Source organism: Amycolatopsis sp. A133 (assembly GCF_031082405.1).
Classification (GTDB): Bacteria; Actinomycetota; Actinomycetes; order Mycobacteriales; family Pseudonocardiaceae; genus Amycolatopsis.
On sequence record NZ_JAVHJU010000045.1, the window covers coordinates 1 to 21,771 of the forward strand.

Sequence of the window (21,771 nt, forward strand, 5' to 3'; positions counted from 1 at the left end):
TCTCATGGCCGCGAACGTACCCGGGGACGCGCTCGTGAGTGGTAAGGCGGGTTCTAACCCGCCTTACCACTCACGACCAGCCGCGGCAGAGTGTCAGAAGCTGCGCAGGCTGGCCATCAGGCTGCGCAGCTCCACCGTCAGGTAGTTGCTGTGCGACAGCAGCGACATCAGCTGGCTCAGCGTGGTCCAGAGGTACCGGTCGTCGGGCTCGGGGGCGAAGTCGTCCTCGGCCTCGATCACCAGGTAGCGGTTCTGCGCGTGGTAGAACCGGCCGCCTTCCTCCGAGTGCACGACGTCCAGCCGCACGCGTCCGGTGGGGGCGGCCAGCGCGTAGTCGAGGTAAGGCGGGCGGTGCTCCGCCGGCGCGTCGGCGTAGTTGCCCGGCTGGCAGTGCACGGTCGCGGTCAGCTCCGCGATGTTGAGCGTGCCCGCGTCGCTGCGGGCCTGCACCAGCGCGTGCAACGTGCCGCCGATCCGCTTGACCAGCAACGCGAGCAAGCCGGACTGCCGGGGCGCCACCAGCGGCTGCGTCCACGCGGTGACCTCGCGGTTGCTGGCCTCCACCGACACCGCGACGACGTCGAAGTACTTGCCGTCGCGGTGGTCGATGACGTCGTGGCCGAGGCGCCAGCCGTCCTCGACGACCTCCTTGAGCGGCACCCGGCGCTGCACCAGCTCCTGGCGGGCGCGCACCTCGGTGAGCCAGCTGAGGATGTGCCCCGGGTCGTGGACGGCCCGGCCGCGGCCCGACAGCGAACGGTGGACCGCTTCGACGAACGAGCCGTCGCCGGTGGTCCGGTCGTCCACCCGCGCCAAGGCGGGCGGAACGCAGGAAAGGACGGTCCGGGAGTCCATGTTCACCATGTGGTCCAGCCGCAGCAGGCGCCGGATCTGGTCGAGGGTGAGCCAGCAGAAGTCTTCGTCCAGCGGCACGTCGTCGTCGGTCTCGACGACGATGTTGCGGTTGCGCTTGTGCAGGAACCACGAACCCTGCTCGGACTGCAGGCCGTCGAACAGCACCCGGCCGCGGGAGCCGGCCCGGAAGTACTCCATGTACTTCGTCGCCGCGCCGCCGTGGACCTTCATGTAGTTGCTGCGCGTGGCCTGCACCGTCGGCGAGATCTGGAGGCCGTTGATGTTCCCCGGCTCCATCTTCGCCTGCATCAGGCAGTGCGGGACCCCGTCGAACCGTTTGACGAGGATGCCGAGCACCCCGATCTCCGGCTGCACGATGATCGGCTGGGTCCACTCGCTCACCCAGGGCCGGTCGGTGCGGACGCGCAGGCCTTCGACCGAGAAGAACCGGCCGCTGGTGTGCACGAGGTTGCCCGTGTCCGGCTCGAACTCCCAGCCGGCGAGGTCCAGGAAGGGGATCCGCTCCACCCGGAAGCTGTTCGCGCGGGCACGCGCGTTGAACCAGGAGTGGAAGTCCGCCATGGACATGACCGCGTCGTCGGCCACGGCGTCGGAACGCCCGTCCCGTGCCGTGTCCTCGTGTATCGCGCTGTGGACCACGTCACTCCCTTCCTCGGCTGCGGCGAGCCTAAGTCGGGCGGGACGCGGCGGGCATCCCCCGACCTGATAGGAACCGGGTGGTCAGCGGAACGCGGGCATGACCTCGGCGGCGAAGAACTTCAGCAGCTTCTTCATCTCCTCGATCGGCATCTGCCGGGTCGAGCCGAAGTCGCACAACAGGTTGCCGTACCCCATGTCCTGAATGGACCGGATCTGCGAGATGACCCGCTCGGGGTCGCCGATCACTTCCAGCTCGTTCCAGGCGAAGTCTTCTTCGGCCGAGAGGTCCTTGAGGCGTTCCAAGTGGTACTCGTAGCCCTTCGCGGCCCCGCCGGTCTTCAGGTCGATCGGCGCGTTGCCCGCCAGGAAGACCCGGGTGCGGTCGAACGCCGCCTCGAACCGCGCCTGCTCCTCGCGCGCCCGCTCGTTGGACTCGGCGACGTACACCACGCGGCTGGCGACGAGTTCAGTGTCCCCGGCGTCGACCCCGTGGGCGGCGGCGGTTTCGTGCCAGGTCCGCGCGGCCTCGGCGATCCGCGCGAAGGGGGCGGCCGGGTCGGCCAGGATCGGCAGGCCGCGGGCGGCGTACTTCCGCACGGTCTCGGGGCTGATGGCGGCGACGTGCAGCGGCGGGTGCGGCCGCTGCACCGGCTTGGGCCACAGCGTCAGCGGGTGGGTCGTCTGCTGGTACCGGCCCTTGTACTCGAAGTCCTCCGTGGTCAGCAGGCCGAGCAGCACGTCGAGGCACTCGTCGAACCGGTCGCGGGACTCGGCGAGGTCGAGCCCGAAGTTCTCGAACTCGATGCTCTGGTAACCGCGGCCGATGCCGAGCTCGAGCCGTCCGCCCGAGAGCAGGTCCACCATCGCGGCCTCCTCGGCCACGTGGATCGGGTTGCGCAGCGGCAGCACCACGATCCCGGTGCCGAGCCGGAGCCGTTCGGTGCGGGCCGCCAGGTGGGCGAGCATGGTGAGCGTGTTCGGCACGGTGCCGAAGTCGTGGAAGTGGTGCTCGGCCATCCACACGCCGTCGAAGCCGAGCTCCTCCAGGAGCTCGACGAGCTCGACGTGGTAGCTGTAGACCTCCGGCGCGCTCATCCCGGCGAACTGGTGGAAGAGGTGGAAGGTGGAGAACTTCATCGGGCGGTGGGCCACGGGCGTGCTCCCTTCGTCGCGGTGTCCTACTTCCCGTGCAGGAGATCGATGACCGGGGCGAGCGCTTCGAGGTTGTGCTCCAGCACGGTGAAGTAGCTGATCCCGTAACGCTCCCGGTGGGTTTCGAGCTGTTCGGCGATCTGCGCGGCCGTACCGATGAGCACGGTCGGCAGTTCGGCGAGCTGCTCCACCGTGCGCTCGGGCATCCGCCGGTGCACCGCTTCCAGCCCGGCCCGGCGATCGTCGGTGACGTCGACGCAGTGGGCGAAGACGTTCAGCTCGACCTGCGCCACCCGGGGACCGAGCGCGGCCTTGGCGAACTCGACCCGCTCGGTGAGCTCGGCGGCGTCGGCCAGCAGCATCTTGTGCGAGGCGGCGGCGCCGATGAACGCGATGATGTCCGCGTGCGCGGCGGCCAGGGTGAGCAGGCCGTTCCCGCGGCCGCCCAGCAGCAGCGGCGGACCGGACGGCTGCGCGGGCCGCGGCTGGTGACCGGGATCGGCGTAGCTCTCCTTGAGCTGCTCGATCGTCCGTTCCAGGTGACGCAGCCGCTGCCGGGGCGTCGGGAAGGGGATCCCGGCGGCGTCGAACTCCGCCTTCACGTACCCGGCGCCGAGGCCGAGTTCGAACCGGCCGTCGGTGCACTGGTCGGTGCCGGTCACTTCCCGGGCGAGCAGCACGGGGTTGTAGAAACCGGTGTTGAGGACGAAGGTCTTGAGCCGGACGCGTTCGGTGTTCTCCGCGGCCAGCACCAGCGCCGGAAACGGGGCCGGCATGCCCAGGTGATCACCCACCCCGATGACGTCGTAGCCGAGTTCCTCGGCTTTGCGGCATTTCCCGACCCAAGCGCGGCGCGGGGCGGGGGTGATCAGGTCGACCCCGAACCTGAACGGCTTGATCCCAGTGGCCATAACAGCAAAGTACCAATCATCTGATCATTTGTCCGGCGCTTTCCGGCCCGTCGATCGCTATCAGGACGGGGGATACCGGGCCGGCGGCGGCTGTCCTAGCGTGGGCGCCGAGCAATGCCGGAAACGCCGTGTCGCGAAGGAGATCCTGTGGCCCCACTGCGCATCGGGATCATGGGGTGCGCGAGCATCGCCGTCCGGAAGCTGCTTCCGGCGATGGCGGCCCTTTCCGCCACGGAAATCGCGGCGATCGCCAGCCGGAACGCCGGTAAAGCCACGGAAATCGCCCGCGGCTACGGCTGCCGCGCGGTCGAAGGTTATTCGGCGCTGCTGGACCTCGACGACGTCGAAGCCGTCTACATCCCGCTCCCGAACGCTTCGCACGCGGAGTGGATCGATCGCGCACTGGCCGCCGGCAAGCACGTGCTCGCCGAGAAACCCTTGACCACCAGCGTTTCCCGGACCCGCGAGCTGATCGCCACGGCGCGCTCGGCCGGGCTGGTGCTGGTGGAGAACGTCATGTTCCTCCACCACAGCCAGCACGCGGCGGTCCGCGACCTGGTCGCCGACGGCGCGATCGGCGAGCTGCGGGCGTTCCACGCCGCGTTCGCCGTCCCGCCACGCCCGCCCGGCGACATCCGCCACAGCGCCGAACTCGGCGGCGGCGCCCTCATGGACACCGGCGTCTACCCGGTGCGCGCGGCGATGTCCTTCCTGGGCCGGGAGGTGGACGTCGTTTCGGCGGTGCTGACCCGGCGCCACGGCCACCCCGTCGACTCCGCCGGGCACGCGCTGCTGTGCACCGGCGACGGCGTGAGCGCGTCCGCGACCTTCGGGATCGACCACGCCTACCGGTCCGGCTACGAGCTGTGGGGCAGCGAAGGCCGGATCGTCCTCGATCACGCCTTCACCCCGCCCGCCGGCCACATCCCGGTCATCCGGCTGGAACGGCGGTCCGGCGTCGGCGAAATCCCGCTGCCGCCCGACGACCAGGTCGCGAACACCCTCGCCGCGTTCGCCGCGACCGTCCGCTCGGGACGGCTCCCGGACAACGACGACGTGGCGCGGCAGGCGGTGCTCGTCGACGACATCCGCACCAAAGCGAGGCTTTACGTCGATCACGCCACCGAACCGGTGGGCTGATGCCAGGAGGAACCCGATCGTGACGTCGACCGTGCAAAAAGCGCCGTCCCAGCTGCTGGCCGCCCGGCTGCAGATCCCCCCGATCCCCTACAGCCACGCCGCCGGGTCCTGGGTGTACGCCTCCGACGGCACGCGTTACCTCGACGGGGCCAGCGGGATCGTCAACGTGAACATCGGCCACGCCCACCCCACGGTGGTCGAGGCGCTGCGCGACCAGGTCGGGATCTGCACCTACGCCAGCCCGGGCACGTTCGCGCCCGACCTCATGGAGCAGCTGGCCGCGGCCACGGCGCGGGCGGTGCACCGGCCGGACGACCGGGTCATGTTCACCCCCACCGGCACGCACGCGACGGAATCCGCCATCGCGCTGGCCCGGCTGGTGCAGCGGGCCCGCGGGGAGATGGGGCGGCACAAGATCCTGACGTCGTCGCTGGGTTACCACGGCAACAGCGCGTTCGTGCTCGCCTTGTCCGGCCACCGTTCGCGGCGGCCGCACGAGGACGACAGCTTCGGTCTCGCCCCCGCGTTCAACCCGCCCTACCCCGGCCAGCACCTCGACTGCCCCTACCCCGTCTGCCGCGTCGAGTGCGTGCGGGCGGTGCGCGACGCGATCGTCGCGGCCGGTCCGGACACCGTCGCGGCGGTGCTGATGGAACCGGTCAACGGCACGACCGGCGGCGGGTACGTGCCGCCGGCCGGATATCTGCGCGCGTTGCGCGAGGTCTGCGACGAGTTCGGCGTCCTCGTCATCCACGACGAGGTCCTCACCGGACTGGGCCGCTGTGGGCTCCCGCTGGCCTCGCACCACACGCCGGGCTCGGCGGCGGACATCGTCACGCTGTCGAAGGGCCTCGGCGCGGGGTACGTCCCGCTGGCCGCCACGATGATTTCGCCGAACCTGGCCGAGGACATCATGACGAGCGGCAAGTGGCTGCCGCTGATGGGCACGATGTCGGCGACGCCGTTGCAGGGCCGGGCCGGGCTGGCCGTGCTGTCGGTGCTGGAGGAGCTCGGCGCCCTCGACCGCGACGAGGTCCGGGGCGCGGCCCTCGGCCGGCTGGTGGCCGACGCGGTGCGTGGCCAGCCGCTGGTGACCGACGTCCGCGGCCTGGGCTACTTCTACGGCATCGAGCTGGCCCCGGGCACGATCGGCGACGTCATGCGGCTCACCCGGAGCCAGGGCCTGCTGCTGTACCCGTACGTCGGTTTCCGCCCCGACCGCACCGGCGAAGGCCTGCTGGTGGCGCCGCCGCTGAACGCGACCGACGCCGATCTGGACTTCCTCGGCGAGACGCTGCGCACGGCCCTGACCCAGCTGAACTGACCGGCGCTCCACGAGAAAGGCCCGGGACCGCGGTCCCGGGCCTTTCTGCTGCAACACGATTCAGGAAGCGGCGGCCGCCTCGGTCAGCCGCACCCGGGCGTCCCGCAACGCCAGGCACTCGTCGTACCGCGGCAGCAGGCCCTGCGCACCGGCTTCCCGCAACGTCGGTGCGGCCGCGTCGCGCTCCGAGAGAATCGGCTCCCCCGGCAGGTTGAGCGGCAGGCCGATTTCCGGATCGAGCGGCTGCACGGTGAGCACCTCGGCCGGCCGGTAGAGGTCGGACAGCAGGTACTGGACGCACGTGTCGTCTTCCAGGGCCACGAAGGCGTGGCCGAGGCCCTCTTCCACGTAGACCGCGGTCCCGCCGTACTGGTTGAGCACGATCATGTCCCACTGCCCGAACGTCGGCGAGCCGATCCGCACGTCGACGACGAAGTCGAGCAGTGAACCCCGCAGGCACGTCACGAACTTGGCCAGGCCGGGCGGGGTCGCCGCCCCGTGCACGCCGCGGACGACGTTGCGGCACGACGTCGAGACGTTGGTCTGCAGGAACCGCGGCCGGTAGCCGAGCGCCTCGGTCAGCACGTCTTCGCGGTAGACCTCGAAGAAGTCGCCGCGCTCGTCGCCGAAGGACCGGGACGAGACGAGGTGCGCGCCGTCGATGCCGAGCGGCCGTACGGTCATGCTGCGGGTGCTGACGCTGCCCATGTCCGCTTAGGACGCTTCCCGGACGAGCTGCTCGATGCGCAGCGCCACCTCGTGCGGCGACGGCTGGGCCGCGATTTCCCGGGCGAGCTCGCCCGCGGCCGCGGCGAACGACGGGTCGGCGACCAGCTCGCCGCACGTCTTCGCGATGACCTCGCTCGTGGCCTCCTCCGGGGACAGCACGACGGCGGCGCCGGTTTCGGCGAGGCGGCGGGCCATGTCGCCGGCCCGGTACAGGTTGGGGTCGGGGAGCAGCACCTGCGGCACGCCGAAGCTCAGCCCCGTCATCATGGTGCTGCCGCCGGTCTGGTGCACCAGGACGTCGCAGGTGGGCGCGACGACGTCGAGCGGGATCCAGCCCGCGCGCACGTTCTTCAGCCGCTCGCGCAGTTCCGGTGCGGCGTCCTCGGTGACGGCGACGACGACTTCTGCGTCCAGGGTCGCGACCTGCTCGACGACGCCCTGCAGGAAGTCGTACTGGTTGTAGTTCGCGACACCCGTGCCGATGGTGACGCCGATCCGGGTGCCCGCGCCCTTCCGGTACATCCACGGTTCGAGCACGGACTGCGAGTTGCCCGGGATCCACCGCATCAGCTGGCCGCCCTTGAGGTCTTCGGGCAGCAGGCTCGGCGGCGCGATCTCGATCGTCATGACGGGCTCGGGCAGGCCGTCCAGGCCCAGCTCCGTCAGCTGCTCACGCAGCTGGTCCTCCGCGCCTCGGTCCATCAGCCGCGGGCTGTGGATGTCCCAGGCGTGGCGCACGTAGGGCACCCCGAGGTGGGCGGCCAGCAGCGGGCCGGCGTAGGAGGTGACCCCGCTGACGATGACGTCCGGGCGCCAGTCCTTGCTGAACGCGAGCAGGGCGTCGAGGGTCACGTATTCCATGTGCGCGTACCAGCGGCCCGCCATGATCTCGCGTTCCTCGGGGTCTTCCGGCACGTGCGTGAGGCCGCTGTCGGCGATGACCTGCCGCGGGGTGACGCCCGGCGCCGTGGTCCGCACCGCGGACAGCCCGACGCCGGCGATCGTGCCGACCATCTCGTCGACCGACGCGGTGGTCATCACCTGGTGCCCGGCGTTGCGCAGGGCGTTCGCCAGCGGAACGTGGCTGAACACCGTCGACGGGGCAACCCCGGCAAGATTAAGAACCTTCACAAGATCGTCCTCCCAGGGGTGGCTCGTGGTCGGCTCCAGCTTGCCGATGACACCGCCGCAGGCCATCACCAACGCGGGTAGTCTCGGCCGGTTGCCCGCGGCGGCCTACCACGTTGGGGGATGCCCCGTTCTCGCAGCGCTTCTAGCGTGACTTAAGCGTTAGGTCCGCGACCGCACTGACTGCAGGGGATCGATACGACATGGTCGACTCAGCCCGATCGGACCTGCTGGCGCAGGTCCGCGACTACCACGACGCCCAGTCCACCGGGCCGGCGCCGTTCATCCCGGGGCAGACGCCGATCCTGTCGTCCGGGGCGGTGCTCGACGCCGCCGACCGCGAAGCCCTGGTGGCCGCCGCGCTCGACCTGCGCATCGCCTCCGGCACGATCGCGACGAAGTTCGAGTCGTCGTTCGCCAGGAAGCTCAAGCGGCGCAAGGCGGTGCTGACGAACTCCGGCTCGTCGGCGAACCTGCTGGCGCTGAGCACGCTGACCTCGCCGACGCTCGGCGACGAGCAGCTCAAGCCGGGCGACGAGGTGATCACGGTCGCCGCCGGCTTCCCGACCACGGTGAACCCGATCCTGCAGAACGGCATGATCCCGGTGTTCGTCGACATCGAACTCGGCACGTACAACACGACGGCCGAGCGGGTCGAAGCGGCGATCTCCCCGCGCACGCGCGCCATCATGATCGCGCACACGCTCGGAAATCCTTTTCCGGTCGCGGAAATCGCCGAACTCGCCGAGCGCCACGGCTGTCACCTCATCGAGGACAACTGCGACGCCGTCGGCTCCACCTACCAGGGCCGGCTCACCGGCACGTTCGGCCGGTTCTCCACGGTGTCGTTCTACCCGGCGCACCACCTGACCATGGGCGAGGGCGGCATGCTGCTGTCCTCGGACATCAAGCTGGCCAAGCTGGCGAAGTCGTTCCGCGACTGGGGCCGCGACTGCTGGTGCGAGCCCGGCGAGGACGACCGCTGCCTGAAGCGGTTCGACCTGCACCTCGGGACGCTGCCGGAGGCCTACGACCACAAGTACGTCTTCTCCGAGGTCGGCTACAACCTCAAGAGCACCGACATCCACGCCGCGCTCGGGCTCAGCCAGCTGGCGAAGCTGCCGGACTTCATCGAAGCCCGCAAGCGCAATTGGCGCCAGCTGCGCGAGGGTCTCGACGGCCTGCCCGGGCTGCTCCTGCCCGAGGCCACACCGGGCAGCGACCCGAGCTGGTTCGGGTTCATCATCACGGTGAAACCCGACGCGGGCTTCGACGTCCCGGAGGTCGTCGAGTACCTCGAGGCGCGCAACATCCGCACCCGGCGGCTGTTCGCCGGCAACCTCACCCGGCACCCCGCCTACATCGGCAAGCCGCAGCGCATCGCCGGCCCGTTGACCAACAGCGACATCGTCACCGAGCGGACGTTCTGGATCGGCGTCTACCCGGGGATCACCACCGAGATGGTCGAGTACGTCATCGGCACCCTCAAGGAATTCGTCGCCACGCACTGAACGAGTGCTGTCTACAGTGGACTGTTTCACCAAGAGACCGTGCGCTGCCGATTTCAACACGAAAGGAAGGGCCCATGACCACCACTGCCGAGACTTCGGCCGAACCGGTCGACCTGTTCTCACCGGAAGTGGTCGCCGACCCGTGGGGGGCGCACGCGAGGGTCCGGGAGGCGCCGACGCTGCAGATCGGCGGCTTCATGGGTGGGCCGCCGATGTACCTGGCCGCCCGCTACGAGGACGTGCGCCAGGTCCTCATGGACCAGCGGTTCCAGTGCAACCCGCTCGCCGACTCGCCCGCCGAGGACATCCGGAACGGCGTGTTCCGGCACCTGGACATGCCGGAGGAGCTGATCCCCTGGCTGAAGAACCTCATCAACGCCTCCGACGGCGAGGAGCACGCCCGGCTGCGCAAGCTGGTCTCCTACGCGCTGACCGCGCACCGGGTCGGCAAGTTCCGCCCCCGGGTCGAGGCACTGACCGCGGAGCTGCTCGACAAGCTGGAAGCGGCGGGCGGTGACGGCACGCCGATCGACCTCGTCGAGGCGTTCTGCTACCCGCTGCCGGTCACCGTGATCTGCGAGCTGGTCGGCGTCGACCACGAAGACCGTCCGCAGTGGCGCGCGTGGAGTGACGCGATGGCCACCCTGGACGGCAAGCGCCTGCCGGAAGAGGTCCGCAAGACCCTCGCCGCCGCGCGCGGGATGATCGAGCGGCGGCGCGCCGAGCCGAAGGACGACATGGTCACCGCGCTCGTCGAGGCGCAGGCCAAGAACCCGGGCATCGCCACCGACGACGAACTGGTCGGCGTCCTGTTCAGCCTGGTCACCGCCGGGCACCAGACGACGACCTACCTGATCGGCAACTCGGTGCTGGCCCTGCACGAGCACCCGGACCAGCTCGCGCGGCTGAAGGCCGACCCGACGCTGTGGCCGCAGGCCGTGCGCGAGCTCCAACGCCTCGGCCCGATCCAGTTCGGCCAGCCGCGGTTCGCGACCGAGGACATCGAGGTCGGCGGCACGGTCATCCCGCGCGGGATGCCCGTCGTGCCGCTGATCATGGCCGCCAACAGCGACCCGCGGAAGTTCCCCGAGCCGGAGAAGCTGCAGATCGACCGGCTCGCCGTCGGCAGCGAGAGCCACCTCGGCTTCGGCAAGGGCATCCACCGCTGCCTCGGCCAGCACGTCGCCTACCTGGAGGCGGAAGTGGCGCTGCGCGGGCTGTACACGCGGTTCCCGGACATGGCCCTCGCGGTGCCGCGCGAAGAGATCCCGTGGATCCTGCGGCCCGGCTTCACCCGGACCAAGGACCTCCCGGTGCGGCTCGTCCGGCCGGCGTCCTGACGTCACTTCGTCGGAGGAGATTCCCTTGACCGAGACCGTCGCCTTCCCGCAAGACCGCACGTGCCCGTACCAGCCGGCCCCGGGCTACGAGCCGCTGGCCGATCGGCGCCCGATCGCCGAAGTCGCCCTTTACGACGGCCGCAAGGCCTGGGCGGTCACCGGGCACGAACTGGCCCGCAAGCTCCTGTGCGACCCGCGCATCTCCAGTGACCGCACCAATCCCGCGTGGCCCATGGTCAGCGCGGCCGCGGCCGTCGAGTTCACCGACGAGCAGCAGAAGGTCATCAAGCTGCTCACCGCGCTGGTGGGCGTCGACGGCCCGGCCCACCGGGCGCGGCGGAAGCTGGTGCAGGCGGGGTTCACGGTCAAGCGGATCGACTCCCTGCGGCCGAGGATCCAGGCGATCGTCGACCGGCAGATCGACGAGATGATCGCCGAAGGCGCGCCCGCGGACCTGCTCAAGAAGTTCGCTTCGCCGGTGCCGCTGATGGCGTTGTGCGATCTGCTGGGCATCCCGCACGAGGACCAGGACTACTTCGAGAAGAAGGCCCACCAGATCCTCTTCGGGCCGGACGCCGGCGGGGCCTACGACGAGCTGATGGCCTACCTGACCAAGCTGATCGACAAGGCCCAGCAGAACCCGGGCGAGGAGGGTTTTCTCCAAGCCCTCCTTGCGGAGCGCGATCCCTCGAGCGACGTGGACCACGAGGAAATCCTCCAGATGTTCCTCATCGTGCTGGTGACCGGGCACGACACCACGTCGAGCTCGATCGGGCTGGGTGCGTTCACGCTGCTGCAGCACCCGGAGCGGCTGGCCGAGCTGCGGGCGGACCCGTCCCTGATGCCGGCCGCGGTGGACGAGCTGACCCGGTTCGTGGTCGTCCCCGACGGCCTGCAGCGGGTGGCCGCGGCCGACATCGAGGTCGACGCGAACACCACCATCCGCGAGGGCGACGGCGTGTTCTTCCTCTTCTCGCTCATCAACCGCGACGAGGAGGCCTACGACAACGGCGACACGCTGGACTGGCACCGCCCGACGTTCCGCGACCACCTCACGTACGGGTTCGGCACCCACCAGTGCGCGGGCATGAACCACGCGCGGGCGATCATGGAAATCGCGTTCCAGCGGCTGATCGACCGGCTGCCGGGCCTGCGCCTGGCCGTCCCGGCCGACGAAGTCCGGGTCAAGCCGGGTGACGCTTTCCAGGGATTGGCCGAGCTGCCCGTCGCTTGGTGAGTGTCCGTGCGCTTCGGCCGGCCGGTTCCCCCCGGCCGGCCGAAGCTTTTCGTTTTGCCGCAACGACTGGAGGGCACGTCGGTGGACCTGAGCATGACCGAGCGGGAACAGCAGGAGTTCCTCGCCGACAAGCACATCGGTGTTTTGGCCTTGACGCGGCGCAGCGGCCCACCGCTGGCGGTACCGATGTGGTACGGCTATTCACCCGGCGGCGACGTGCTCCTGTGGACCGACGGCGAGGACACCTTGAAGGGCCGTCTCATCAAGAAGAACGGCGAATTCACCTTGGTGGTCCAGAACGAGGACCCGCCGTACCGGTACGTCTCGGTGTCGGGCCCGGTCACCGCGTGGGAAGAAGCGACGGTCGAGGCCGCGTATTCGGTCGCCTCGCGGTACTTGCCCCAGAAGCAGGCGCGGGAGTTCGTCGAGGCGTTCAACCCGGGGCACGTGATCATCCGGATGACCCCGGACCGCTGGCGCAGCGTCGACTACGGGAAGACGTCCAACGTTCTCACCGACAACGAAGGGACGCGGCTGCAGGAACACGTGCAGACGGCCCGCCGCGGACGTGGCCGCGATTGAGCGGCCTCACAGACCGGCGACCATCCCGGTGAACAGCCAGTCGAGCCCGCGGTCGAAGTCCCGGTCGCGCTGCTCCTCCATCGACCGCTCGCCGTCGCGCTCCAGCAGGCCGCCCTGCTCCAGCGTCGCCGACATCGCCGCCATGCTGCCCGTCACCTCGGCGGCGAACTCCTCCGCCGTCCGGCCCGTCTCGGCGAGGTGCTCCAGCCACCGGCTTTCCGTGGCCGTGAAGCCGTAGACGTACTGGAAGACGACGTTCAGCGCGGCCGACCGGTCGCGCAGCGGCAGGGGCGAGCGGGCCATCACCGCCTGGGCGCACTCGGTGAACCGCAGGCTGCTCGGGCCGATGTTCAGGTACTCGCCGTAGCAGCGGATCGCCCAGGGGTGGGCGATCATCGTGCGGCGCCACGCGCGGGCGAGGGCGCGCAGGTCGTCGCGCCAGTCGTTCTCCTCGGCGATCGACGGGAGCTCGATCTCGGCCGCCACCGCGTCCAGGGCCAGCTCCAGCAGGTCGTCCTTGTTCGCGACGTACCAGTACACCGACATCGGGGTGACGTGCAGCTCCTCGGCCAGCAGCCGCATCGAGAACTTCGTGTCGCCCTCGGCGTCGAGCACGCGGACCGCACTGGCGACGATCTTCTCGCGGTCGAGTTCGGATTCCCCCGCCCGGTGCTTGCGGGCCGGCCGCGGAGCCAGCCACACGCTCTCGCGCGGCTGCGACGCCCGTTTGCCCATCGTGGCCGTCCCTTCTCACCGGCGGAGGAGTTCAACGGTAAAGGGGCAGGGTGCGCGGCGCCACGCACCCTGCCTGATCGTGGGGCCGCCTCAGGCGGCCGCGAGGGCCTCCGACCGGGCCGCGCGGCGCAGCAGCCAGCCGGCGAGCAGGCCGCCGAGGAAGACGGCCAGCGCGCCGATCAGCTGGCTCGCCCGCACCCCGCCGGCGAAGGCCTCGTGCACCTGCGTCCGCAGCTCGGGCGTCGGTGCGGCCAGCAGCGCCTGGTGCAGCGAGCCGGCCGCACCGGCGCTGAGGCCGACCGGCAGCAACGCGGCGAACCGGGAGTTGAGCACGGCGCCGAGGATGGCGACGCCGAGCCCGCTCCCGAATTCGTTCACGGTGCCCTGGACCCCGGCTCCCGACCCCGCTTTCGCCGGCGGGATCGAGCTCATGATGGCGTTGGCCATGGCGGGCATGGCCAACGCGATGCCGAGGCCCATCAGCAGCAGGCCGGCCAGCATCCATTCGTAGCCGCGGCCGGGCGTGCCCAGCAGCGCCACCGCGGCGAGGCCGCCCGCGATCAGCGTCATCCCGATGGTGATGGTCAAGGCCGTGCCGAGTTTTTCGAGCAGCTTCGCACCGAGACCGGCGACGTTCAGCCCGACGACCACCAGCGCCAGCGGGGCCGTCCGCAGCCCGGCGTCCAGCGGGCCGTAGCCGAGCACGAGCTGCAGCTGCTGCGTCAGCAGGAAGACCGAGCCACCCATCCCGAAGGCCACCAGCAGGCCGCCCGAGATGGCGCCGACGAACCGGCGGTTGCGGAAGAAAGCCATGTCCAGCATGGGGTTCGGCACGTGCAGTTCCCACCGGACGAAGGCGGCCAGCGCGGCCACACCCACCCCGGCCGCGAGCAGTACACCGGTGGAGAACCAGCCGTGCTCGGGACCGGAAATGATCGCGTAGACGACCCCGGCCATGCCGATCGTCGAAAGCACCGCCCCGACCAGGTCGGGGCGCTCACCGTCGGGGTTCTTCGACTCCGGCACCAATTTCGCCACGGCGAGGCAGCCGAGCAGCGCCACCGGGATGTTGATCAGGAAGATCGAACCCCACCAGAAGTGGGCGAGCAGCACTCCCCCGATCAGCGGGCCGCTGGCGTAGCCGAACGAGCTGACCGCGCTCCACAACCCGATCGCCTTCGGCAGTTCCTTGCCGTCGAAGACCTGCATGACAACGGCCAGCGTGGTGGTCATCAGCAGCGCACCGCCGATGCCCATGCCCGCCCTGGCCGCGATCAGCTGGCCCGAGGACTGGCTGAACGCCGCAGCCAGCGAACCGGTACCGAACAGCAGCAGCCCGATCAGCAGCGCGCGTTTGCGGCCGTACCGGTCGCTGAGGCTGCCCGCGGTGAGCAGCAGCCCGGACTGGACCAGCGCGTACGCGTTGATCATCCACTGGATGTCGGCCGTCGTGGCGCCCAGTTCCTCGGTGAGCTTGGGGATCGCGAGGTTCAGGATGGTGTTGTCCAGCAGGACGACCAATTGGGCCATGCAGATGACGGCCAGAATCAGCCAGCGCCGGGGATTCCGGGTTTCCGTGACCGCCACCGTGGCGTGCATTTCGCGCAAGAGGGCTCCCCCGGTAGCGAATGCTTACGACAAGTTCTTATACAACATATAAGGCTCGTCGTCCGGCGCGCAAGGGGCCGGGTCCCAAGCGCCCCAATGTGGCGTTCGGTGCGTCCAGCGCACCCAATGTGGCGTTCGGTGCGTTGGACGCAACCAACGCCACATTGGGGCGCTCGGGGACCTCGGAAAGCCTGGTGAGGGTGGTGCGCAAGGGGTTCAGTGGTGGGTTACGCGGCGCAGGACCGCGAGCTGTTCCTCGTGCTCCCGCCGGCTGATCGCAGCATCCACACACCGCGTCGAGCCGTGGAACGTGCCCGGGAACAAGTGCAGCTCCACGTTCACCCCCGCCGCCTGCAGCGCCACCGCGTACGCGATCCCCTCATCCCGCAACGGGTCGAACTGCTTCACCGAAACGTACGCCGGCGGCAGCCCGCTCAGCTCGGTCGCGCGGGCCGGGGCGGCGTAACACGAAACCGCCTCCGTCGCCCGGATCCCCGGCCCCAGGTAGGCGTCCCAGCTGAGCTCCGCCTGCGGCCGGTTCCACAACGGCGTGTCGACGAACTCGCGCATGCTCGGCGTGATGAGCCGGTCGTCCAGGACCGGCGCGTTCAGGAACTGGTAGGCGATGGGCGGTCCGCCGCGGTCGCGGGCCAGCAACGACAGGCCGGCGCTGAGGCAGCCGCCCGAGCTGATGCCGTACGTGACGATCCGCCTCGGGTCCACGCCCAGCTCGCCCGCGTGGCCGGCGAGCCACCGCAAGCCCGTGTAGACGTCCTCGAGCGGGCCCGGGTAGGGCGTCTCCGGGGCGAGGCGGTAGTCCACCGAGACCACCACGATCCCCAGCTCGCGGGCCAGCTCGACACACGGCACCCGGGCGACGTCGAGGTCGCCGACCACAAAACCGCCGCCGTGGACGAAGTAGAGCGCCGACGGCGCCAGCGGCCGGGCCGGGCGGTAGACGCGCAGCGCCACCTCGTGCCCGCCGGCCGGGACGCGGACGTCGTCGATCCGCAGGCCCGCGGTGTCCGGCACCGGCAGTCGGTCCTTGAGCTCGGTGACCGCCGCCCTGGCCACGGCGAGGTCACCGAGGTCGGTGACCGGCAGGTCCGGGACGACGGTGGCGAGCTCGGGGTCGAACGCATAGACCATGGTGCCTCCAAAGAGAAGGCCGCACGGCTCGGGCGGGTGCCCGTGCGGTGCGGCCCGGTGGGGGAACAGCGGCGGTTACGCCATGAGGTCCGTTTCGGTGATCCCGGGCCCCTGGCCGGCCCGGATGAACCACTCGGTGCCGAACATGGTCCGGAACGTGGCTTCCGGCAGGTCGGTGAACAGCGTGGACTGCGGGGTGATCTGGCTGGCGTGGGCGAGCAGCGCCTTGCGCTTGTACTCGGTGTACGCCGAGACGTCGACCCGGCAGGTGAGCTCCGCCTCCGGGGTGCCGAAGTCCGGGCCCGCGGGCAGCTCGACGCCGGCCTGCTCGGCGAGCACGCGCTGGTTCGCCTTGATGTGCTCGCGGTTGATCGTGGACTGGAACACCTTCGACGTGCCCGCGAGTTCCGCCGCGCGCGTACCGACGCGGTGGACCTGGATGTGGTCGGGGTCGCCGTAGGTGCCCTTCTCGTCGTACACCGTCAGCACGTCCGCGTTCTCCTCGCGCAGGATCGCGGCGAGCTTCTGCGCCGCCTCCTCGACGTCCGCGGTGCGGAACGTGCCGGCCCCGTCGGCCGCGGCCGACATCCCGGAGTCGGTGTAGCCGAGGAACTCGAGCCGGTCGACGCCGAGCACGTCGGCGGCCGCCCTGGCTTCGACCGCCCGGCGCTCCGCCAGCGTCTCGCCCTCGGCGAGGAGACCGTCCGGGTGGTAACCGAGTTCGCCGCGGGTGGCGAGCACGAGCACGACGCGGTGGCCGTCCTCGTGGGCCTTGCGCAGGACGCCGCCGCAGGTCGTGGTGTCGTCGTTGGGGTGTGCGTGGAAGGAAACCAGAGTGCCCATGGCGCCGAACCTACGCACGCGAGGCGCGCGCGGGATCCCGCAGGTGAGCAGTCACGTGCGCGGTCACGGCCCTTCCCCGGCCGCGACCAGGCCGGCGAGCGCCACCGCACCCCGCAACGACGACAGCCCGCCCAGCGCCGCCGGTTCCACCGGCAACGGGGCCTGGCCCTGGCGCGCCAGGTCGGCGAGGTACCCGGACACCGAAGGGACGATCTCGGGGATGCCCGCCGCGAACCCGCCGCCGATCAGCACCCGATCCGGGTGGACGAGCTCCTGCACGCCGGTCACCGCGGCGGCCAGCGCCCGGGTCGTCCCTTCGAGCGCGTCGAGGGCCCACGGCTGTCCGTCGCGCAACGCCCGCTGCAGGGCGTAGAAGCTCACGTCCGCTCCCCGCAGCAACCCCGCCCGGCGGAGGGTCGCCGGCCCCGAGGCGAGGGCCTGCAGGCAGCCGCGGCGGCCGCAGACGCACCGCACCCCGCCCATCTCGACGATCACGTGCCCGATCTCGAACGAACCCCGGCCGAGGCCGGGGCACGGCACGCCGCCCAGCACCAGGCCACCGCCGATGCCGGTGCCGATCCCGATGTAGAGCAGGTTTTCGCAGCCCGACGCCCGTGCTTCGGCGAGCGCGCCGAGGTCACCGTCGTCCGCCCAGGCGACCGCCGCTTCCGGGAACAGCTTGCGCAACGTCGTTTTCAGGTCCACCCCGGTCCACTCCGGGCGGCTGGGCCAGGTCGCGACCCGGCCGTCCCGGCCGACCGTGCCGGGCATCGCGACCCCGACCGCATCCAGCGGGACGCCGAGCCGCTCGCGCAGCAGGGCCACGTGGTCGGCCAGCTGCGCGAGGTCCTCCTCCGCGCTGTGCCGGGCTCCCCAGCTGAACGCGGTTTCCTCGACGAACACGCCGCCGGTCTCGACGCGGAAGGCGACCTTGGTGCCGCCGACGTCGATGCCGAGGTGGTACACGCCGATCAGCGGCCGGGCACCGACGGGCAGAGCGCGAGCAGGTCGGCCGGCTGCCGCAGCACCACGTCGGGACCGGCGGCGAGCAGCTCGCCGATGTCGTCCGGGGGCGCCCACAGCGCGGCGGCCGAGGCGACGCCGGCGCCGCGCGCGCTGGCCAGGTCGGTCGGGGCGTCACCGATCATGATGGCCCGCTCGGGCTCGACGTCCAGCAGGTCCAGCGCGTGCCGCACGATGTCGGGGGCCGGCTTCGGCCGGGCGACCTCGTCCGAGCCGATGACGTGCTCGAAGAACGGGAGCAGGCCGAGGTCGCCGAGCAGGGACCGGGCCCGCGGCCCGCTCTTGCCGGTGGCGATGGCCAGCCGCAGGCCACGCGCCCGCAGCGTCAGCAGCAGCTCGGTGACCCCGTCGAAGACCTGGACCTCGCCGGCGAGGCGGTAGCTCTCGCGGACGAAGGGTTCCTCCATCTCCAGCGGCAGGTCCATGATCCGCATGATATCGGGAAAGTACCGGCCGAGGTGGCGCCGATATTCCTCGAAGGGCGCGGGCCCGTCACCGACCACTTCGGCGTAGGCGATGGCGAAGGCCTCGCTCATCACCGCGAAGCTGTCGACGACGACCCCGTCGAGGTCGAAGATGACCGCGTGCCGCACCGGTGCCGAGGGATCGACCCCGGTGTCCGGCCGGTCGACGATCGGGAATGTCATGGACCGCTCCTTCATCACTGGTACGCCGGAACCGCACCCCGGCCGCGGGCCGAGCCCGCGGAGGCGTAGAAGTTCTCGATCATCTGGACGATCGGGCGCGCTTCGGCGACGGCCCGCCCGCGGTTGCCGGGATCGGCCAGCATCGCGGCGAGGTCGCCCACCTGGCGCGTGTATTCGACGCCGATCCGCTCGGACGGCACCGGCAGCTGCGTCGTGGTGCCCTCGCAGGTCACGGTCAGCACGGGTGCGGGCTCCCGGTTGGGGCTGAAACCGAAGGTGCACCGCAGGTCCGCGGTGCCGGCACTGCCCTCGACGTGGATCACCGAGACGTCCCGCGCCTGGTGGGAAGCCCAGCTCGCCCGCAGGGAGACCGAGACGCCGTCTTCGCGGACCAGGAAGCCGCGTGCGGTGTCCTCGACGTCGGCGCTCTCGGCACCGAGCTGGTCCTGCCGCCACGTCGCGCGCCAGGCGCCGGCGTTGACGAAGTCGTCCGACGTCACGCCGATCACCTGCGTGAAGGCGGCCGGGCCGATGAGGAACGCCAGCGTGTCGAGCAGGTGCCAGCCGAGGTCGTAGAGCGCTCCCCCGCCGGCCTTTTCGCGCTGGGTGAACCAGCCACCCGCGCGCGGCACGCCCCGGGCCCGGATCCAGCCCATGGCGACGTGCCGGATGTCGCCCAGCTGCGGCAGGACCTGCCGCAGCGCCTCGACGTCACCGCGGTACCGCGCGGCGCTGCCGGCCAGCAGCATCCCGCCGCTGCGTTCGGCCGCCGCGAGGACGTCGATCTCGGCCGAGGTCAGGCACACCGGCTTCTCCAGGAAGACGGAGATCCCGGTGGCGAGCAGCGCGCCCGCCACCTCGGTGTGCAGGTAGTTGGGCACCGCGACGACGGCGAGGTCGACTTCGCGCGCGGTGAGCGCGGAGACCGCGGCGTACGTCGGGATGCCGGTCGCCTTCGTGAACGCCTGCCGCGCCGCCGGATCGGCGTCCACGGCGGCGACCACCTGGAAGTCCGCGTGCTCGCGCAGGAGGGGCAGCCACAGCTCCCGGCCCGCCCAGCCGAGCCCGACCACCGCGGCCCGGACGTTCATGCCCGGGCCACGGCGTCGGCGATGATCTCGGCGGTCGCGTGCAGCTCCGGCTCGCCGGCCAGCAGGACCCGGTGGTGCAGCCAGACGCAGTCCTGGCTGATCGCGTCGGTGTGGGGGCAGCGCTGCGCGATCGCGTCCACGCTCTCTTCCGGGGCGCCGAGCTCCCAGAAGGCGTCGGTGCGGTAGACCGCGCGGAAGGCGGCGAACGCGGGCAGGCCGGCCTCGACGAGCCGGTCGACCAGGGCGTTGCGCTTCTCCTCGGCGAGCCCGGGGATGCGGAACATGGCCATGTAGTGGGAGTTGCGGTCGGCGCGCACGTCGCCGCCCTGCGGCACGACGCCGTCGATCTCGCCCAGCAGCCGGGACAGCAGGGCCCAGCGCTCGTCGCGCACGGCGATCTGCTCGTCGAGGCGGGCCAGCTGCGCCCGCAGCACGGACGCGGAGAACTCGTTGAGCCGCATGTTGGAGCCGGCGATCTTGTGGAAGTACCGGCGGTCGTCGCGGGGACGGCCGCAGCTGTGCCGGAGGAACGCCGTCTCGTACTTCTCGGTCTCGCCTTCGGGGAAGACGACCGCGCCGCCCTCGCCCGCCGTCATCAGCTTGCCGTTCTGGAAGCTGAAGGTGGCGATGCTGTCCAGTTCGCCGACGCGTTTGCCCTGCCAGCGCGCGCCGTGCGCGTGCGCGGCGTCCTGCAGCAGCGGCACCCCGGTGTCGGCGGAGATCTTCGCCAGCGCGTCCATGTCGGCCATCAGCCCGGCCATGTGCACGGGCATGATCACCTTGGTGCGCGGGGTGACGGCGGCCGCGACCGCCTCCGGGTCGATGTTGTAGGTGGCCGGGTCGACGTCGACCGGGACGGTGACCGCGCCGAGCCGCTGGGCCGCCTGGGACGAGGAGATGAAGGTGAAGGCGGGCACGATGACCTCGGTGCCCGGGCCGACGCCCATGACCTGCAGGGCGAGTTCCAGCGCGTGCGTCCCGTTCGTGACCGCCAGCGCGTGCGCGGCGCCGTGGTGCTCGGCGAACTCGCGCTCGAAGGAGTTCACCTCGTCCCCGCCCATGCGCCACCACTGACCCTGTTCGAGCGCGCGGACCAGGCCGTTCCGCTCGGCGTCGTCGTACTGCGGCCACGCGGGGAATTCCGGTGCCTTTCGCGCGTTCATGGTTCTCCGAATCTCCGCTGGGGTTCGAATTGAGAAATAGCCCGTGCCGTGTCCGGAATGCCTCCGATATCAGCGTCCTCACCAGGCTAGATCGACCATCGGCGGCCTCACATCCCCCGGCTTGGTAGTGGCCGGTTCGTCAACCGAGGCCGAAGAAATCCCGGTAGGAGTCCAATTGCCCGTCGAGCATGTGGATTCCGTAATGGACGCGGTGGCCGAGGGCCGCCGCTTCGCGGAGGAGCCGGGTTTCGCGGGGTTTCATGACGATGTCGGCGACCACGGTGCGCGGGGCCAGCCGGTCCGGCCGGAACGGCAGCGGGTCGCCGGGACGCAGGCCGAGCGGGGTCGCGTTGACGACGATGTCGGCCCCGTCGGTGTCCGGCTCGGCCGAAACCGACGTCCGGCCCGGCCAGTGGGCGTTCAGCCGGGCTCGAAGGGCGGCCAGTTTGGCGGTGTCCGGGTCGCACACCGCCAGCCGGTCGGCGCCGGCCGCCAGCAGGGCCGCCGCGATGGCGCTGCCCGCGCCGCCCGCGCCGACGAGGGCCACCCGCCGGGCCTTCGGGTCGTGCCCGGCCTCGACCAGCCCGGCGACGAAGCCGGTGCCGTCGAAGTTCTCGGCGTACCACCGGCCGTCGGCTTCCCGCCGCAGCGCGTTGGCGCTCCCGGTGATTTCGACCATCGGGCTGCGCCGGTCGGCGAGCCCGGCCACGGCCGCCTTGTGCGGCACGGTGACGAAGATGCCGTCGACGTTGCCGGCGCACTTCAGGCCGTCGACGATCCGCTCGAGGTGCCGCGGCTCGGCGTGCACCGGGACGAGCACCGCGTCGACGCCCAGCTCGGCGAAGAGCGGGTTCATCAGCCCCGGCGACTGCACCTGGACGACCGGATCGCCCAGCACGACGTACAGCCGGGTGGTACCGCTGATGCTCATCTCGGCCCCTCC

At 70.9% G+C, this 21,771-nt stretch carries 20 protein-coding genes; 6 read left to right on the forward strand and 14 right to left on the reverse strand.

The genetic code is table 11. The annotated features are described in order from the left end of the window. Positions 1-93 precede the first annotated feature (93 nt). From Q5425_RS28240 to Q5425_RS28250, 3 genes are all read right to left on the reverse strand, one after another. Positions 94-1,515: an NDP-hexose 2,3-dehydratase family protein gene (locus Q5425_RS28240; protein ID WP_308675357.1), complete on the reverse strand. Its 1,422-nt coding sequence runs from the start codon at positions 1,513-1,515 to the stop codon at positions 94-96. A gap of 81 nt (positions 1,516-1,596) precedes the next feature. Beyond that, entirely contained in the window at positions 1,597-2,667 is a 1,071-nt protein-coding gene (locus tag Q5425_RS28245) for an LLM class flavin-dependent oxidoreductase (protein ID WP_308675358.1), read from the reverse strand. Positions 2,668-2,693: 26 nt separating this feature from the next. Further along, entirely contained in the window at positions 2,694-3,578 is an 885-nt protein-coding gene (locus Q5425_RS28250; protein ID WP_308675359.1) for a TIGR03621 family F420-dependent LLM class oxidoreductase, read from the reverse strand. Between the two features lie 147 nt (positions 3,579-3,725). Here Q5425_RS28250 and Q5425_RS28255 point away from each other — a divergent pair, with 147 nt between their 5' ends. Together Q5425_RS28255 and Q5425_RS28260 are read left to right on the forward strand one after the other, a co-directional pair. Continuing rightward, positions 3,726-4,718 carry a Gfo/Idh/MocA family oxidoreductase gene (locus Q5425_RS28255; RefSeq protein ID WP_308675360.1) on the forward strand — a complete coding sequence of 331 codons (993 nt, stop codon included), beginning with the start codon at positions 3,726-3,728 and terminating at the stop codon, positions 4,716-4,718. A gap of 19 nt (positions 4,719-4,737) precedes the next feature. Next, positions 4,738-6,042, forward strand: coding sequence for an aspartate aminotransferase family protein (locus Q5425_RS28260; RefSeq protein ID WP_308675361.1), 1,305 nt, complete (start codon positions 4,738-4,740; stop codon positions 6,040-6,042). Between the two features lie 60 nt (positions 6,043-6,102). Here the strand turns inward: Q5425_RS28260 and Q5425_RS28265 are convergent, their stop codons facing one another. Together Q5425_RS28265 and Q5425_RS28270 are read right to left on the reverse strand one after the other, a co-directional pair. Next, on the reverse strand, positions 6,103-6,726 hold the full coding sequence (locus Q5425_RS28265; protein ID WP_308675362.1) for a dTDP-4-dehydrorhamnose 3,5-epimerase family protein: 624 nt from the start codon (positions 6,724-6,726) through the stop codon (positions 6,103-6,105). Positions 6,727-6,756: 30 nt separating this feature from the next. Continuing rightward, the gene (locus Q5425_RS28270; protein ID WP_308675406.1) at positions 6,757-7,968 is read right to left on the reverse strand and encodes a glycosyltransferase; all 1,212 of its coding nucleotides are present in this window, start codon (positions 7,966-7,968) and stop codon (positions 6,757-6,759) included. A 134-nt stretch (positions 7,969-8,102) separates the two neighbouring features. On the opposite strand from Q5425_RS28270, the gene rfbH reads away from it, so the two are divergent. The 4 genes from rfbH (at position 8,103) to Q5425_RS28290 (ending at position 12,569) form a co-directional block, all read left to right on the forward strand. Next, positions 8,103-9,410, forward strand: coding sequence for a lipopolysaccharide biosynthesis protein RfbH (rfbH, locus tag Q5425_RS28275; RefSeq protein WP_308675363.1), 1,308 nt, complete (start codon positions 8,103-8,105; stop codon positions 9,408-9,410). A 74-nt stretch (positions 9,411-9,484) separates the two neighbouring features. Beyond that, positions 9,485-10,750, forward strand: a complete 1,266-nt coding sequence (locus Q5425_RS28280) for a cytochrome P450 (RefSeq protein WP_308675364.1) — start codon at positions 9,485-9,487, stop codon at positions 10,748-10,750. A gap of 25 nt (positions 10,751-10,775) precedes the next feature. Then, positions 10,776-11,987 (forward strand): cytochrome P450, encoded by a 1,212-nt coding sequence (locus tag Q5425_RS28285; RefSeq protein WP_308675365.1) that lies wholly within the window; start codon positions 10,776-10,778, stop codon positions 11,985-11,987. Positions 11,988-12,041: 54 nt separating this feature from the next. Then, complete coding sequence (locus tag Q5425_RS28290; RefSeq protein ID WP_308675366.1) at positions 12,042-12,569, forward strand: pyridoxamine 5'-phosphate oxidase family protein; 528 nt, start codon at positions 12,042-12,044, stop codon at positions 12,567-12,569. Positions 12,570-12,575: 6 nt separating this feature from the next. Here Q5425_RS28290 and Q5425_RS28295 read toward each other — a convergent pair whose 3' ends face one another. The 9 genes from Q5425_RS28295 to Q5425_RS28335 form a co-directional block, all read right to left on the reverse strand. Next, complete coding sequence (locus Q5425_RS28295; protein ID WP_308675367.1) at positions 12,576-13,304, reverse strand: TetR/AcrR family transcriptional regulator C-terminal domain-containing protein; 729 nt, start codon at positions 13,302-13,304, stop codon at positions 12,576-12,578. A gap of 90 nt (positions 13,305-13,394) precedes the next feature. Next, positions 13,395-14,903 (reverse strand): MFS transporter, encoded by a 1,509-nt coding sequence (locus Q5425_RS28300; protein WP_308675407.1) that lies wholly within the window; start codon positions 14,901-14,903, stop codon positions 13,395-13,397. Positions 14,904-15,128: 225 nt separating this feature from the next. Then, positions 15,129-16,061, reverse strand: a complete 933-nt coding sequence (locus tag Q5425_RS28305) for an alpha/beta hydrolase (protein WP_308675368.1) — start codon at positions 16,059-16,061, stop codon at positions 15,129-15,131. Positions 16,062-16,136: 75 nt separating this feature from the next. Continuing rightward, positions 16,137-16,904: a PIG-L family deacetylase gene (locus tag Q5425_RS28310; protein ID WP_308675369.1), complete on the reverse strand. Its 768-nt coding sequence runs from the start codon at positions 16,902-16,904 to the stop codon at positions 16,137-16,139. A 63-nt stretch (positions 16,905-16,967) separates the two neighbouring features. Continuing rightward, positions 16,968-17,879, reverse strand: coding sequence for a kanosamine kinase (gene rifN / locus Q5425_RS28315; protein WP_396135261.1), 912 nt, complete (start codon positions 17,877-17,879; stop codon positions 16,968-16,970). Continuing rightward, on the reverse strand, positions 17,876-18,574 hold the full coding sequence (locus Q5425_RS28320) for an HAD-IA family hydrolase (protein ID WP_308675370.1): 699 nt from the start codon (positions 18,572-18,574) through the stop codon (positions 17,876-17,878). Before Q5425_RS28320 ends, rifN begins: the two co-directional genes overlap by 4 nt. A gap of 14 nt (positions 18,575-18,588) precedes the next feature. Then, positions 18,589-19,665: a Gfo/Idh/MocA family oxidoreductase gene (locus Q5425_RS28325; protein WP_308675371.1), complete on the reverse strand. Its 1,077-nt coding sequence runs from the start codon at positions 19,663-19,665 to the stop codon at positions 18,589-18,591. After that, a complete protein-coding gene (rifK, locus tag Q5425_RS28330) occupies positions 19,662-20,828 on the reverse strand; it encodes a 3-amino-5-hydroxybenzoate synthase (RefSeq protein WP_308675372.1) in 1,167 nt (388 codons plus the stop codon). Before rifK ends, Q5425_RS28325 begins: the two co-directional genes overlap by 4 nt. Positions 20,829-20,967: 139 nt before the next feature. Beyond that, complete coding sequence (locus Q5425_RS28335; RefSeq protein ID WP_308675373.1) at positions 20,968-21,759, reverse strand: NAD(P)-binding domain-containing protein; 792 nt, start codon at positions 21,757-21,759, stop codon at positions 20,968-20,970. Positions 21,760-21,771 lie beyond the last annotated feature (12 nt).